Source organism: Christensenella intestinihominis, assembly GCF_001678845.1.
GTDB lineage: Bacteria > Bacillota > Clostridia > Christensenellales > Christensenellaceae > Christensenella > Christensenella intestinihominis.
Genome location: NZ_MAIQ01000001.1, coordinates 405652 through 421494, shown reverse-complemented (window position 1 = coordinate 421494; position 15843 = coordinate 405652). Strand labels below are relative to the sequence as shown.

At 56.5% G+C, this 15843-nt stretch carries 6 protein-coding genes and 2 tRNA genes; 6 read left to right on the top strand and 2 right to left on the bottom strand.

Annotated features, from left to right (window positions below):
- The 5 genes from BBD38_RS02025 to BBD38_RS02005 all read left to right on the top strand — a co-directional run bounded on the left by BBD38_RS02025 (position 1) and on the right by BBD38_RS02005 (position 3757).
- Entirely contained in the window at positions 1 to 1701 is a 1701-nt protein-coding gene (locus BBD38_RS02025; RefSeq protein ID WP_066683921.1) for a tetratricopeptide repeat protein, read from the top strand.
- Positions 1701 to 2378, top strand: a complete 678-nt coding sequence (locus BBD38_RS02020; protein WP_066683920.1) for an HD domain-containing protein — start codon at positions 1701 to 1703, stop codon at positions 2376 to 2378. The genes BBD38_RS02025 and BBD38_RS02020 overlap by 1 nt, the downstream gene beginning before the upstream one ends.
- Positions 2375 to 3493, top strand: a complete 1119-nt coding sequence (locus BBD38_RS02015; protein ID WP_066683918.1) for a THUMP domain-containing class I SAM-dependent RNA methyltransferase — start codon at positions 2375 to 2377, stop codon at positions 3491 to 3493. Before BBD38_RS02020 ends, BBD38_RS02015 begins: the two co-directional genes overlap by 4 nt.
- Positions 3494 to 3602: 109 nt before the next feature.
- A tRNA-Thr gene (locus BBD38_RS02010) sits at positions 3603 to 3678 on the top strand.
- A gap of 2 nt (positions 3679 to 3680) precedes the next feature.
- Positions 3681 to 3757, top strand: a tRNA-Pro gene (locus BBD38_RS02005).
- A 67-nt stretch (positions 3758 to 3824) separates the two neighbouring features.
- On the opposite strand, the gene BBD38_RS02000 is transcribed toward BBD38_RS02005, so the two are convergent.
- Together BBD38_RS02000 and BBD38_RS01995 are read right to left on the bottom strand one after the other, a co-directional pair.
- The gene (locus tag BBD38_RS02000) at positions 3825 to 5150 is read right to left on the bottom strand and encodes a sensor histidine kinase (RefSeq protein WP_066683916.1); all 1326 of its coding nucleotides are present in this window, start codon (positions 5148 to 5150) and stop codon (positions 3825 to 3827) included.
- Between the two features lie 2 nt (positions 5151 to 5152).
- The gene (locus BBD38_RS01995; RefSeq protein WP_066683914.1) at positions 5153 to 5875 is read right to left on the bottom strand and encodes a LytR/AlgR family response regulator transcription factor; all 723 of its coding nucleotides are present in this window, start codon (positions 5873 to 5875) and stop codon (positions 5153 to 5155) included.
- Positions 5876 to 6095: 220 nt separating this feature from the next.
- On the opposite strand from BBD38_RS01995, the gene BBD38_RS01990 reads away from it, so the two are divergent.
- Positions 6096 to 15704, top strand: coding sequence for a carboxypeptidase regulatory-like domain-containing protein (locus BBD38_RS01990; RefSeq protein WP_066683913.1), 9609 nt, complete (start codon positions 6096 to 6098; stop codon positions 15702 to 15704).
- The last annotated feature ends 139 nt before the right edge of the window (positions 15705 to 15843 follow it).

The following is a 15843-nucleotide window of genomic DNA, read 5'->3' as shown; positions in this document are numbered from 1 at the left end:
ATGGAGAAACAAAACCTGAAAGTTGTCAGTTTTGACAGGCCTGCGGACTTTTATTTTCAGTCGGCATTAAAGATGATGGACGGTATGAACTATCTGGGAGCGCTCCCGATGGTGCGCAAGGCGCTTGAGAAAGCTCCCGGTAATATCGGCTATATGATGAAGCATGCGGAGATTTTAACCGAGCTTTCCAAGTATGAGGAATCGAACAGCGTGTTGTTCGAGATATTGCTGAACACAAAAGAGGCGCAGAGTGAATGCTTCTTTGGAATGGGGTGTAATTTTATCGGCCTCGGCGACCTTGAAAAGGCGGAGGAGAGTTTTGAAAAATATTTGGCGGTGTCGCCGGACGGTGAATACCGCGACGATGTGGAAGAATTTTTGGCCCTGTTCTGCGATATGGAGGAAGAAGAGGAATATATCCTGGAAGACGCCAACGACCTGAAACAACAGGAATTGGCGGAAGAAGGGAAACGGCATCTCGATAATTGCGAATATCAAAAGGCGGTCGAGGTTCTTGAAAAGATCGACACAAAGGACCCCGATATGCTGTTTGCCAAAAATAATCTTGCGCTTTCCTATTATTGCATGCAGAAAACGGATGAAGCAATCAGGATTACCGAAAAAGTGCTGGAATGCGATCCGGAAAATATACATGCCAATTGCAATATGGCAATGTTCCTGAATCAGCAGGACCATGACGCGGCTTGCCGGTATGCCATGAAAGCGGTGAATAAACAAAAAAATACGCAGGACGATTTTTATAAGATTGCCATCACGTACTGTGAAATCGGCGAGCATGAGAAAGCGCTTAAATATCTGACCAACATCCTCGCGACATCGCCATATGATGAAAAGGTGCTGTTCTGTGCGGCGGTTGCAAGCTTCAACCTCAAACGGTATGCGGAATCGATCAATTATTTTTCAGATATTATTAAGCTGGAGCCGGAGGAAAGCATCGCTGGTTATTACCTGAAATATGTAAAAGATGTGATGGAGGGCAAAAAGGGGCACGGGGAAATTGGCTATGTGTTCCAGGTGCCGCCCCATGAAGCAAAGCAGCGGATCAAATATTTAAATGAGAAAATGAAGCTGCCCGCAGATGAATTTAAGGAATTGTGGGAAAAGGACCGCAAACTGAAGGATATCCTTTTATGGGGCCTTGAATATGGCGACGGCTTCATTAAACGGGCGGTGGTGGAAATCATCGGCGGGCTTGGCGGCGAAAAGGCAGAAAAGATATTCCGGCGCTATATCTTAAGGAGAAACCAGCCGGATGAAATTAAGAATGAAATTTTTGTCGCGCTGAAACGCATGCATGCGGCTGAACCCTATGTCGCATATTTTAACGGCGGTATTGTGGAAGTAAAAGTCGGCATCCTGGACAATGTTGAGGATGCTGAAAGCGACAGCTTCGATAAGCTGTTTGATCTTCTCGTCAGCGTTGTCAGCGAGGAATATTCCGAGAAGATGGCCGGAAAGGCAGTAAGCCTGCTTCAGGAGTTCACCGAGAAGGGGACGGGAAGCGCTTATCTTTCGGAAATTAATGCGCTTGCCGCGGCAATTGCCTTTGCAACGCTGTATTTAAACGGAACTACGGAAGAACCGCGGAAAATTGCGGCGCTTTTCGACGCCGACGTCAACAGGCTTTCAGCGATTGCAATGGAAATTATCAATATGGCGAGGAAGAAAGAGGAGACATAATGGCCAAAATTTCATCTGATGCAGTAAAAGAGAACCCCAGGATACGGATTCTGGTGGAGCAGGCAAATGCCTGCCTTGAAACGCTTGGATATACGGATCACGGTCCGCGGCACGTAGGCTATGTGAGCAGGATCGCCGGAGAAATACTGGAAAAATTGGGCTATCCTGAGGAACGGGTAGAGCTGGCGCGTATTGCGGGATGGACGCATGATGTAGGAAATATGATTAACCGGAAGATGCATTCCCTTACCGGGGCTACGATTTTATTTGATGAATTGCAGCGGATTGATATGGACCTGCAGGACGTATGCGACATCTGTTCCGCAGTGGGGGCGCACGACGAAGAAACGGGAACACCCGTAAGCGATATTGCGGCCGCCTTGATTATTGCGGACAAGGTGGACGCCTATAAAAAGCGCGTTAAGCGGAAGGATATGGACGACATCCACGACCGGGTGAACCTTTCGATCTATGAGACTGACGTGCGTGTTTCCCAAGAGAAAAACCAGGTTACGTTTGAACTGAAGATGAAAGACTACGCGACGCCGATGGAATTCCTTGAAATATACCTTGGGCGGATGAAAATGTGCGAAAAAAGCGCAGCGTTTTTGGGATGCACCTTCAAGCTGGTAATCAATGGGCTCGTTATGAATAAAATTGGAGGACAACAGGCTTGAATTATCGGTGCTATGCTTCTTGTGCATTTGGAATTGAAGGGATTCTTGCAGGGGAGCTTAAAGAGTTTGGCTTTGAAAATGTGAACGCACAGGATGCGCGTGTTTATTTTGATGCGGATGAAAAGGGAATTGCAAAAGCAAACATTTTCCTGCGCACGGCGGATCGTGTTTACCTTGTGCTTAAGGAATTTTATGCAACTACGTTCGACGAATTGTTTGAAGGGGTAGCGGCGGTTCCGTTTGGCGATATCATGCCTTCCGACGCACGTTTCCCGGTGGACGGGAACGCAGTGCGCTCCGCGCTCGGAAGCGTATCGGATGTTCAGGCAATTACAAAAAAGGCCGTAGTGACCGCTATGCAAAGGGTATATCACAAGGAACGCTTTGAAGAAAACGGAAGCATGTTTAATATTTATATTAATTTGCTGAAGGACCGGGCGACGGTTGCGCTCAACACCAGCGGAATGGGACTTAACCGCAGGGGTTACCGGCTGAAAAATGCGCAGGCGCCTTTAAAGGAAACGCTTGCCGCGGCGCTTATTATGATTTCCCGGTGGCGTACGCGTGATTTTTATGATCCGTTGTGCGGAAGCGGAACAATTGCTATTGAAGCGGCAATGATGGCGGCGAATATGGCGCCCGGACTTAAGCGCCGGTTTGACGCGCAGGGATATGGCAATGAGTTCCGCAAAGAATTTTCAGAAATGAAGGAATATGCGCAAAGCCTTTTAAGGCAGCCGGAAATGGAAATTTTTGCGAGCGATATTGACAGGAAAACATTGGAGCTCGCAAGGGAACATGCGCATAATATGGATGTCGCCCAGCATATTCGTTTTTCCCGCAAGGACGTCCGGGATTTCGAGCAGCCGGGCCGTCCTGCATCGGTTATCACAAATCCTCCGTATGCGGTGCGTATGGGGGAAGAAAAGGAAGTGGCAAGGCTCTATAAAGCAATGGGAGATGCACTGCGTCCCCTTAACGATACGCTTGCGTTTATCATTACGGCGGATGAACAGTTCGAGTCGAAATATGGCGCCAAGGCGGATAAACGCAGGAAGCTGTATAATGGAAATATTAAGTGCACCTACTACCAATATTTCAGAAAAAAGCAGTGATACTATGTTTTCATAGCGAAGGATTGTAAGTTGTGTCTGCAATTTTTAAAAAAGTAGTTGATTTTTATTCCAAATCTGATAAAATATTATAAGTCGGCACAATTCATATGCCAACGTGGCTCAGCTGGTAGAGCAGCGCATTCGTAATGCGCAGGTCAGCGGTTCGAATCCGCTCGTTGGCTCCAACCGGGGTGTAGCGCAGCTTGGTAGCGCGCTTCGTTCGGGACGAAGAGGTCGCAGGTTCAAATCCTGTCACCCCGACCAAGGGAAAAACCTGATAACCATGCGGTTTATCAGGTTTTTTCTTTGCCTGTTTTTCATCGTTTACCCTTTAATTTACCCTATTTTGCTTATCGAACGGATGCAGCGCCGCCTGGGCACGGAAAATGCCGTCTTTTTGCGTTATTTGCAGCGTGCCGTGGTATTTTTCCGCAATCGCGCCGACGGAAGCGAGTCCAAGGCCCTTGTCGTCGCGCTTGGAGGAAAGCAGCGTCCCGTCCTGCTGCCGCCTGAGCACGTTTTCGTCAAAGCTGTTTTCCACGATGAGCACAATATATTCGTTCATCTCTTCCGCCTGGACCGTAATAAAACGTGGACCTTCCTTTTGGCGGAGACAGGCCTCCAGCGCGTTTTCCAGCAAATTGGCGAGCACCATGCAAAATTCGCTCTCCGGCATGCCCAGTTCCTCCGGAAGCCGCAGTGAATAATCTAATTTAACATCGGATTTTCCCGCCCGTTCCATATAGTGCGCCGCCACCGCATCCACAGCGTAGTTGAGGGCGAGCGGCGGACGGCCCTGAGACAGGCTTTCCACATATTGGTTGAGATACCGACGCAGCTCTTCCCAGTCTTTCCGGTCCGCGAGCGAACGGATCACGAGAAGTTGGTGGCGAAAATCGTGCCGGGCCTGCGCCGTTTCCTCCATGTGCCGCCGAAGGGAGGCATATTGCTCCGCCTGCACGCCCAAAAGCTGCATGTTTTGCTTGAGCCGGGCGTTTTCGGAGGTTTCCTGTATGGTACGAAAAATATTGTTATAAGTGACGATCAGCAGGACGATCAGTAAAATAACGGCGGTGGCATAGGTTGCAAGCAGGAAAGGATCGCGGATATCGACTCCAACTGTCATATAAAAAGTCGTGGTTAACACGAGGAAGATCAGCGGAATGACCCACATCGTACGCCACGCACGGGCGCTTTCGTTTTTCTCCACCATCCAACGCATCCTGCCGGAGAAAAGGGGTAAAAGAACGAGAAAGGTAAGGATATCGGCCGCCAGAGTCCATAAATAATCCGGGAGGAATCCCATATCGTCAAAAAACGCTTGGGAAAACACGTCGTATAAAAGTACCGAAAACGCTGCGGAAACCGCCCCCGAAAGCAGGATGAACGCCTTTTTCGGAACGGTGTCGCGCACGACCCAGCAATAAACGATGAAAAAAGAAATGAGGATCGGAAGCATCACAAGATTCCCGTCCAGTTCCAAAAATTGATCCCATAATGCCGACAGGACGCAGGCCAGTGTAACAATACCGACTGTAACCGCATATGTGCAGGCGCGCGTAAACCGCAAACGATTTTTCACCGGCGCAAGTACCAGGAACAGGGACAGGAGCCACAATGGCAAATTTGCAATCAAAGAATAGGTAAACACATCCATTTTTATTGCCTCCGTGCGGAGCGAAACAGAAAGTCAAAATACTGTCCGCGCGCCTCCGCGCGGGAATTTTGCCGGACAGGAAGCTTTGTATTATCATCCATCAGAAAGCAATAGTTGTCCTCCGTCAATTTTACCACATGTTCCAAGTTGACGAGCGTACCGCGGTTACAGACAAAAAAACGGGGATATGGGGCAAGCATTTCGCAAAGGGTGGAAAACGTCTGCCGCCACCGGATAACGCCCTTGGCCGTATAGAGCAGCAGATAGTGGCCGTCGCATATCGCGTAGCAAATTGCGGACAAGGGAAGGCGCACGGGGGTATTGCCGTCACGCGCCATAATTTCCGCCTCTCCGCCCAGGCGCCCTGCCGCTTCCGTCAGGATTTCCGTGATCTCCGCGGATGAAAAGGGTTTGACGAGATAATGGAACGCGCGTACGCGAAACCCTTCCAGGGCATGGTCGCTGCTCACCGTGACAAATACGACCAGGCAGTCGGGACATATGCCCCGCAGCCTTTCCGCCGTCTCGATCCCGTCCATGCCGCCCATATAAATATCGAGAAAAACAAGGTCGAAGGCATACCCTGCCGCGGCGGCGAGGAAAGCCTCGCCGCTTTCAAATTCCGTGATTTCGATAGAAAAAGAACCATTTTTTCCAGCTTCTTCAATTTTGTTTTTAAGCGCCGCGCGGTCGGCGGCACAGTTATCCGTAATGGCAATATTCATGAATACCGTTTCCCTCTTATTTAAAATATACCCTTCCTATTATGACATGAAAAATCGAACTACGGGAAGTTTTTATGCCAAAAAAGGCGTTTTTATGCCATTTTAATCAATACCAAGCCTGACTCATATATAATGATGGTGAAAAATTCAAATTTTCTGTCATTTTGACGATGAACTGATGATAACGAGAAAATAACGTAACGTCCGGGAGGAAAACTTTATGAAACGCACAAAACGGTTGGTGGCATTTTTAGTCGTCATAACAATGCTTTTGACGCTTGCGCCCGCGGCCTTCGCGCAGGCGGAAACAACGCCCACGGAAACGGAACAGGCCGGCGCAAAGACGCCGGAGGGAACGGAAGAAAGCGGAGCGGCGACGCCCGGCGCGAGCCCGTCGGCAGCGCCAAGTACGAGCCCATCGGAAGAACCCGGTGCGACCCCGTCGACAGATGGGAACGCCAGCCCTTCTCCGTCCCCCGATGCAACCCCGTCAGCAGCTGAAAACGAAAGTCCTTCCCCGGACGTTTCGGCGTCCCCGGAACCGAATGGGGCAAACGGCGGTATTTCCCCCATGTACATTGACCCGGACGACACAGACCCCGGCGACACGGCGCCGCACCGCCACAAGCTGTGCGGCGCGGCTTCAGGCGAGGCGTGCTTGCATACGGGCGCGCAGCATGGAGACACCATAGAGTTTGAATCCATCGAGAATTACAGGGACAAAAGCACGGGCGCATTCGTCTTTCCGCACGACGCCAACGTATACGTGCCCAAGGATACCAACCTGGGCAACAAGCGGAGCGTCATCCCGAGGGGCGTAACGGTCACCCTTTGCCTTGACGGGAATACCCTGATCGAAAGCCCGCAGACCGCCACGCGGTACACGGAGGGCTTCGCCATAGAAGACGGCGGCACGCTCACCCTCTGCGACTGCAAGGGGACCGGCTCGCTGGTGAATTTCAACGACAACGATTTCACCGTATACGACACCGGCACGCTCAACATGTACGGCGGCACGCTCGAACGCAGCGACAGTACGCCGCCGATCAGGCTCATCGGTACGTTCAACATGTACGGCGGCGCCATCACGGGCAATTATGGGCGGTGCGCCGTTGAAGTCACCGACGGCAGGATCAACCTGTACGGCGGCGTGATCGACGGCAATTACACGAACGACATCTCCAGCTATAAATCAAACGTGGAACTCTCTCCGGGCGCCGTCATCAAAATACCGGATAAGCTCTACCCGGGCACGCGCGTGGGCGTCTCGTACAGCGACAGCGGGGCCGTGGACAAACAGGACGTCAGGATCACCACCGGATACGGCGGCCACAACATCGAAGACCCCTCCGTATTCTTCTTTTCGGACAACCCGGCTTTCCAGATCAGCATGAAGGACGGCGACGCTTACCTTGCGCGGATACCGGGCGAGCCGCACCCGGCGCACCCAAGTTGCGGGGAAAACCCGTGTCCGCATGGCGGCGTGCACCAGAACGTGACCGGCTGGGAAGACCTCAACCACACAAACAAACCCGTGGGCGGCCACAATTACTACCTCTCCGCCGACTACGTGCTGCCCTCGAATTTCGATATTACCGGCGGAAAAGAAACGACGCTGTGCCTTAACGGCCATAAGCTCACTGTCGCGCACCAGCACGACACATACGATTCGGTCATCCTCCTCGAGCACGGCACGTTGCGCATCTGCGACTGCCAGGGCGGCGGGGAGATCACCGGCGGGCGCGGAAGCGACTTCAATTTTTACGGCGGCAACATCTATGTGAACGGCGGCAACCTCGAGCTTTACGGCGGCACGATCAGCGGCGGCCGTGCCGACAGGTCCGGCGGGGGCGTATATGTGGAAAACGGCTCCTTCAAAATGTACGGCGGCGCCGTCTCGGAAAACTACGGCGACCAATATGGCGGCGGCGTATATGTGGAGAACGGAACCTTCGATCTTTACGGCGGCTCTGTCACGAATAACACAGGGACGGGGGTGCATGTGGACAGCGGCGGCCTATTCACGATGCACGGCGGCACGATTTCCGGCAACTCCGGCGACAAGGATTACGAGCTCGCCTGCGGCGGCGGCGTACAGGTGGATAACGGCGGGACGTTCAACATGAAGGGCGGCACGATTTCCGGCAACACGGGCAAGTTCGGCGGCGGCGTAGAGGTCAGGAGCGGCAGTCAGTACCGTCCTACAAGCGGTGTGTTCAACCTGTACGCGGGGACGATCACCGGCAACACCTGCATCGGCACGAGCGGCAATAGCCGCTATGAACGGGGCGGCGCCGTGTTTATAGACGGGGGCGAATTCAACCTGTGCGGCCCGGCGGCGAGCATCAGCGGCAATAAGCTGGAGATCAAAAACGCGAAAACGCTGGACGACGATGTGTACCTGGACGGCGATATGGCGGTCGGCATACGGGCAAAGCTTGACCCGGCCAAGACGAAAATAGGGCTCTTCCAGAAAACGAATGACGCACGCACAATTACCTCCGGGTTTGGCGCGGCGGGCAACACGGCCGCAGAGGTGAAATGCTTTTTTAGCAACGCGGGCGAACAGGCGCTTAACTTTACTGCGGGCGAGGTCTATCTGGGGCAGGGCCTGCCCGCCCACGTCCACAAGGTTTGCGGGGAGACGAAATGCACGCACGCGGGCGCGGCGCACACGGAGGACGTCACGTTTGTGCCGTGGGACGACGCCGGGATCGGGCCTGCTGTCAGCGACGGCAAGGTACATAACGTATACCTCACAGGCGACAAAACGGTGACGGACACGCTCGTCGTTTCGGGCGGCGGCACGGTGCTCAATTTGTGCCTCAACGGGTACACGCTCGGCTATCAAAATTCGTCCCATACAGCGGTCGTCCCGGTGATCCGTACGCAAAACGGCGCACAGGTAAACCTGTGCGACTGCGGAAGCGTGGGCAGGGTGAAGGGCGACGGCCGGGTGCTCAGCGCGGATGCCGGGAACAACGGCGGCGCGGTTTATGTGGATGAAAGCAGTACCTTTAACCAGTACGGCGGTAGCCTTGCGGGCGCGTGGGCGCAGCATGGCGGCGGTGCGTATGTGAAGGGAAATTTCAACCTCTACGGCGGCAGCATCGCGGGCAACAGGGCGGGCGATACCACCCTTAATATTCCCGGACAAGGGGGCGGGGCCTACGTGGACGGCGGCGCTCTCGCGGTGTATGGCGGGGAAATTGCGGATAACCAGGCGGACGGCATCGTCGGCGCGATAAATGGCGGCGGCGTTTACGTCCAAAGCGGTTCCCTTACGCTCGCGGGTGGCACGGTTTCCGGCAACGGGGCATACGGGGACGGCGGCGGAATTTACGCAAACGGCGGCACGTTGCTCCTTACGGGCGGCCAGGTTACGGAAAACAACGTCGGGACCATAGACGCCCGGGGAGCGGGCGTCTACGCCGGCACGGGCGCGGCGCTCAAGGTTTCGGGGGCGCCCGTCATACAAGGCAATGTAAACAGCAGTAATTACGGGAACGTGTACCTGCCGGAGGGCCAAACCATCACGATGGCAGGCGACCTCGATTCCAGCGCGGACGTCGGCGTTCTGACGGCACCCCTCCACGACGGGATCATAACGTCCGGGTACGCGGATTACGGCGGCAGCGACCCCAAAGACTATTTCGGGGCGGACAACCCGGACAGCACAATATTCCTGTGGCAAAAGCAGCAGGACGCGGCGACGCGTGAAGCGTTCCTGGCGGTGCCGTGCACGGTTTCGGGCACAGTAAAAGACAGCGCAACAGGCGCGCCGGTCGCAAACACGCCGCTGAGCTTTCACGCATCCAGCGAAACCCGCCTTTTGGGCGCGGACGGGGACGACATTCCGCTTGAAACGCAGACGGACGCGTTCGGGAGGTATTCCATCGTGCTGTACCAGGGCATCGAATACGGCTTTTACCTCAACGCGGAACGCTATTACTTCGACCTCACGCCCACAGACCTGGCGGTCCCGAAGGGGAGCGGTTCCCTCGAGCTGGACATTGCGGCAAAGACGTCCCCGTGCAAAGGCTCCATGGACGGCACGTTGAAGGATCAGAACGGGAACTTCCTTGCGGGCGCGACCGTTACGCTGCATTCCATGGATACGGTGCAGGGGGAAATGACCTACAGCACACAGACGGACGCGGACGGGAAATTCCACCTGTTCGTGCTGTACGGGAAATACGACGTATCCGTCACAAAACCGGGCTATACCGTCACCATCGACGACCCACGCTACCAAACGACCAACATTACGGGCGGCCACGGGGACTCCCACATCCAGGTGACGGTCACGCGCAACAAAGCAACGGTCAGCGGTACGGTGACGGACAAAGCCGGTTACGACATGAAAGGCGCGATGGTGACGTTTTACGGAACGCCCCCGTCCTACGGATACTACACATCATTTGGAGGCTCGGTGGACAGCAACGGAGCCTATACGGCAACGGTCCCCGAGGGGACCTATACGGTCAAGATCGAGAAGAAGCCGGGCTGCACGATCCACGTGACGGATGGCGGAAAGCTGTCCGTCACCTCCGGCGCGGTCACGCACGATATCAAAGTGGAGACCTCGCTCGACGTAGGCTCGGCCCACGGGACCGTGACGGGCACGGGCGCGGACCTCCTGGAAGGCGCGCTTATCACCTTCAAGGGAAAGTGCGATTACGATGATCAGGAAAGGTCCTGCGCCGCGGTCATAAAGAACGGAGCATACGACGACGTTAGCCTAATGGCCGGGGAATACGCCGTCACGATAGAAAAACCCGGATATACGATAGAGGTGACCGAAGGAAGTCCGGTTGCAATCGGGTCCTCCGATGTGGAGAACAACCTTGTGGTCAATGTGCAGGCGGACGGGGGCGTCGTCAGCGGCAGCGTGACGGACGGGAACGGGCACGATATGGACGGCGCAACTGTGACGCTCAAAGGGCGGACGGTCTCGGGTGAAGAAAAGACCTTTACCGCGGCGGTGGCGGACGGCAGGTATCGCATTGACGCGCCTGCGGGAGACTATACGGCGTCCGTCGCAAAGGGCGGCTACACTGTTTTCGTGGATTCCGGCGACGCGGTCACGGTAGGGACGGACGATGTGACGAATCATATCGCGGTGGAGGCGTCGCTCAACATCGGAACGGTGAGCGGCACGGTGAAAGACGGAGGCGGGAACGGTCTTCCCGGCGTAACGGTCACTTTGAGCGGAAACAGCACGGCGGACGGGAAGATGCGAACCTTCAGCGCCGTAGCCGACGAAAACGGAAACTACAGCGTACGGGCGCTGGAAGGAACGTATGAGGCCGCGGTGGAGAAGCCGGGCTACACCGTCTCGGTGACGGGCAGCGGCTCGGTCACGGTCACCTCCGGCCCCAAAACGAACAATATCACGGTTTCCGCCGCGCTGAACAAGGGGACGGTGAGAGGCCTGCTGAAAGACAACGGCGCAAGAATCACGGACGATGTGACGATGACGCTCACCGGCACGAGCGTGGCGGACGGGCGGCAGCATACGTTTAACGCTGCGTTTACGCCTGTATTTGGAGAAGATGGTATAAAGAAGAGCCATGAATATAACTACACGGTGGAGGACGTGCCGGAAGGGACGTATCACATCACAGTCGCAGAGATCGGCCTTGACATCGTGGTGATGGTTCCGTATGACGGCACGATCAGCGTGACGGACAGCGACGTAACCGTGGATATCGAGGCCAACTCTTCGTATGCCAAAGGGACGGTTTCGGGTACGGTAACGGACACGAACGGGGTTTCCCTGGAGGGCGAGACGGTAACGCTCACCGGCATGAGCTTTGGGTTTTACAGGACCTTCAGAGGGACGATCGGTGCGAACGGAGAATACAGCGTAATGGTGCCGCGGGATCAGGAGAAGAAGAACGGCTATACGATTATGGTAGAAAAGCCGGGCTATACGATTACGGTAAATTCCGGCAGCCCGGTCTCGGTGATCGACGGAGATGGGGCGAAAGACGTCACAGCGGATATTTCCGTGACGGCGGTGCGGAACAAGGGAACGGTTTCGGGCAGCGTAACGGGCGCGGGCGCAAAACTCATGAACGGCGCGGAGGTGACGCTCACCGGCACAAGCGTGGCGGACGGGCAGGAAAAGACGTTCACGTGCACGGTGGCGGACGGCGGCTATAAGGTCGAGGACGTGCCGGAAGGAAACTATGAGGTCACGCTCAACAAGAGCGGATTCACGTCCGCGGTCGAGGATGGCGGCACGGTCGTCGTGACGAACGGCAATGTAACGAACGATATCGAAATCAGCGCTTCGATTGATATCTGGACGGTTTCGGGCAGCGTGACGGACACGGACGCTTCCCAAGTTTCTATGGAGGGCGCAACGGTGACGCTTTCCGGCACAAGCGCGGCGGACGGCAAACAGAGGACGTTTTCGGGCACTGTGGGCGCGGGAGGCAGCTACAGTATCAAGGTGCTGGAAGGGAACTATACCGCCGCGGTCACGAAGCCGGGATATGCCGTCGGCATAAGCTCCGGTGGCGGTTCGTTCGATGTTTCCGCCGATGAGACCAGGAATATTGAAGTGCAGGCAGCGCAAAACAAGGGCACGGTCAGCGGCAGCGTGACGGGAATGGGCGCGGCCCTCGCGGAAGGGGCGGCAGTAACCCTCAAAGGCACGAGCGTCGCGGACGGGCAGGAAAAGACGTTCACGGGTACGGTGACGGACGGCGGCTATCAGGTCGGGGATGTGCTGGAAGGGACCTACGGGGTCACGCTTGAAAAGAGCGGCCTTACGGTCATGGTGACCGGGGGCGGCATGGTGAGCGTTGCGGACGGCGATATCACAAACGATATCGAAATTTCCGTATCGCTCAATACCGGCACGGTCAGCGGCACTGTGAAGGACGGCGGCGGTACGCCGCTTTCCGGCGGTACGGTCGCTTTGAGCGGAAACAGCACGGTGGACGGAAAGGTGCGGACCTTTAGCGCCGTGACCGACGCGGATGGAAACTATAGTGTGAAAGCGCTGGAAGGCTCCTATACGGTCACGGCGGAAAAGCCGGGCTATACCGTTACGGTAAATTCCGGCGGCACGGTCGCGGTCGCCGCCGGCACAAAAACGAACAATATCACGGTGAGCGCGGTGCGCAACGAGGGCACAATCAGCGGCAGCGTGACGGATACGAACACGCCGCCCGTTTCCATGGAGGGCGCGACGGTGACGCTGAAAGGCATGAGCGTCGCCGAAGGGGAAAAGACCTTTACCGGGACGGTCGCGCTCGGCAATTACACGATCAGCGGACCGGTGCCGGAAGGGACGTATACGGTCACAGTCGCAAAGCCGGGGTACAGGTGCGACGCAACGCAGGGCGGGACGGTCGCGATGGAAAATGGAGATATTACAAACAATATCGAGGTTAGCGCATCGCTCAGCAGCGGGCTGGTATACGGCACGGTAAAGGACGATAACGGCACGGCCATGATCGGCGCGACGGTGACGCTTTCCGGCACGAGCGTTATCCAAGGAGAAAAGACCTTTACCGGAACGGTCAGACGTGACGGGACCTACGGCATCGAGGCGCTGGACGGGACCTATACGGTCTCGCTGGTATGGCCGGGGCATACGGTTGACGCAGTCTCCGCCGGTGGAACGGTTACGGTGAATGCGGATTCCGTGCAAAATGATATTACGGCAGCGGTCACGCGCATCGAGGGAACCGTTTCCGGCATGGTGACGGAGCAAAGCGGCATCTCCATGGACGGCGCGACCGTCACGCTGACGGGGGCCCTCACCGGGGAGAAATTCACGGCGGGCGTATTGGGCGGCAGCTACAGCGTAACGCTGCCTACGGGGCTTTACCGCATCAGCGTCCAGAAGGCGGGCTACGACGTGACGCTCACCGGCAATGACGTGGTGCTTGTGGCACGGGACGCGCCGCGGGAAAAGAATATCAGCGTGGAAGCGACGCTCATCACCTATGAGGTGGCGGGCAAGGTCACGGAAACAAACGGGCTTTCCATGGCGGGGGCTACCCTCGCGTTCACGAATCAATTTGACGCGTTCGCGGTCACGACGGCAGTACTCGCGCAGGACGGCAGTTACACGGTGCGGCTTGCGCCGGGCGAATACGCCGTATCGGTTATAAAACCCGGTTACAGCGTTCAGGTGAACGGAACGAATCGCGTTACAGTGGGGCAGGCCGGTATCGACGGCTGTGACTTTTCGGTCACGGCGGCGATTCTGGAGCGCGTGCCGGGCGGCAAGCTGGACGCAAACGAAGACGGCGAAGTGACGGAAGCGGAGCTTGCGGCAGCGCTGGGCGCCTACGCAGAGCTTTCTGGCAACAAGGGCGCGCAGGTCGTCACGCTCACCGGGAATGCGGCGCTTTCGGGGAGCCTCATCGTCAATGTGAGCGGGCTGACGCTTGAATTGGGCGAATATACGCTTTCCGGCCCGCCAAAAGAACCCGCCGTGGCGTTTGAAGGGAAAATAGCCAATGTGACCGCTTCGGGCGCGGGCAGGATCATGGGTGGCGAAGGTGCGCCCGCAATGCAGTGCGAAAGCAACGCCCTTGCAATGGTCGGCGGCGGAACCTACATGGGCGGAAGCGGCGCACCGGGCGTGCGGGTTTCAGGAAACCTTTTCGTCCAGGATAATGCCGCGATCTACGGAAGCGCCGGGCAGGCGGGCGTCGAAGGCCCGGGCGGCAGCGTGTCTGTAAGATCGGCAAAGGTCTTCGGCGGGGACGGCGCGCCGGGAGGAACCGGGATTTCATCCATGCAGAAGGTCACTTTGTACAGTAGGGCGCTGGTCTTAGGCGGCGCCGGGACAGATGACCCGAATGCGGCGGGCGGCGATGGCGGAAGCGCGCTTTCCGGCGTACAATCGGTCGTTATGGCCGGGGGCACCGCGGGCGGCGGCCGCGGAGGAGACGGCTGGAACACGGGCGGCAACGGCGGAAATGCACTGGATGTCAGCGTGGCGGCCCTGGAGGCAAACGGACGGGGACTTTTGATCGGCGGCGACGGCGGGGATTCCTATACCGCACCGGGTAAGGGCGGCAAGGGCAACCCGAACGGCTTTGCCCGCTATGACGTGCGTGTGTTCGACGGGTCGGACGGAAAGGTGCCGGATGCGCCCGTCATTACGGCACAGCCTCAGGACCAGGAAGCGCTCGTGGGAGATACCGCGTCATTCGGTGTGCAGGCGAAGTCGGGCCTGTCCATAAGCTACCAGTGGCAGGAAAACCGCGGCGACGGCTTCACGGATATTCCCGGCGCAACCGGGGAAAGCTATACCACACCCGTGCTTGCGCTTGCGGATAGCGGCACGCGCTACCGCTGCGTTATTTCAAACGCGAAGGGCAGCGCGGTTTCAGAGGAGGCACTGCTCACCGTCAAACAGAATGCTTATCATGTGCTGGAAGGCGGCGGCAGCGAGTGGGACCCGGCGGGCGGCATGGGACTGACCGTAAGGGTGGACGCCCCGTTTGAGAAGTTCACAGGCGTATCCGTGGACGGCAGCGCGCTCGCGCAGGACTATTATACGGCGCAGAGCGGTAGCACCGTCGTGACGCTCAAACCGGAATACCTGCGGACGCTTGCGGCGGGGAAGCATACCCTGCGCATTGAATTTACAGACGGCTACGCGCAAACGGATTTCACCGTACTGCCGGCACAGGAAGGCACGGTTCCATCGGCAGGCGATTCCGCCGGAACCGGAACGGCTAAAACCGGTGATACAGCCGCACCGTTGTGGATATGGATTCTCGTTGCGGTGGCGGCAGGCGTAGGCCTTATGGCAGTTTTTCTCTGTAAAAAGAGGCGGCCAACCAAATGAAACGTAATGACGGCGAAAACCGGCTGAATTAAGGCCTGAATCATTCGGAATTTTGAGGGACTGGCTCATTTCCATATTGAGACAGTCCCTTTTCCGGTTTATTCGTTTTAATGGTTGACGATCTGCCGGTGGTTCGGAT

Excerpts from the sequence above, each read along its gene's own strand:
- BBD38_RS02020 (WP_066683920.1), top strand. The coding sequence starts at position 1,701 with ATGGCCAAAATTTCATCTGATGCAGTAAAAGAGAACCCCAGGATACGG.
- BBD38_RS01990 (WP_066683913.1), top strand. The coding sequence starts at position 6,096 with ATGAAACGCACAAAACGGTTGGTGGCATTTTTAGTCGTCATAACAATG.
- BBD38_RS01995 (WP_066683914.1), bottom strand. The coding sequence starts at position 5,875 with ATGAATATTGCCATTACGGATAACTGTGCCGCCGACCGCGCGGCGCTT.
- BBD38_RS02025 (WP_066683921.1), top strand. The coding sequence starts at position 1 with ATGGAGAAACAAAACCTGAAAGTTGTCAGTTTTGACAGGCCTGCGGAC.
- BBD38_RS02000 (WP_066683916.1), bottom strand. The coding sequence starts at position 5,150 with ATGGATGTGTTTACCTATTCTTTGATTGCAAATTTGCCATTGTGGCTC.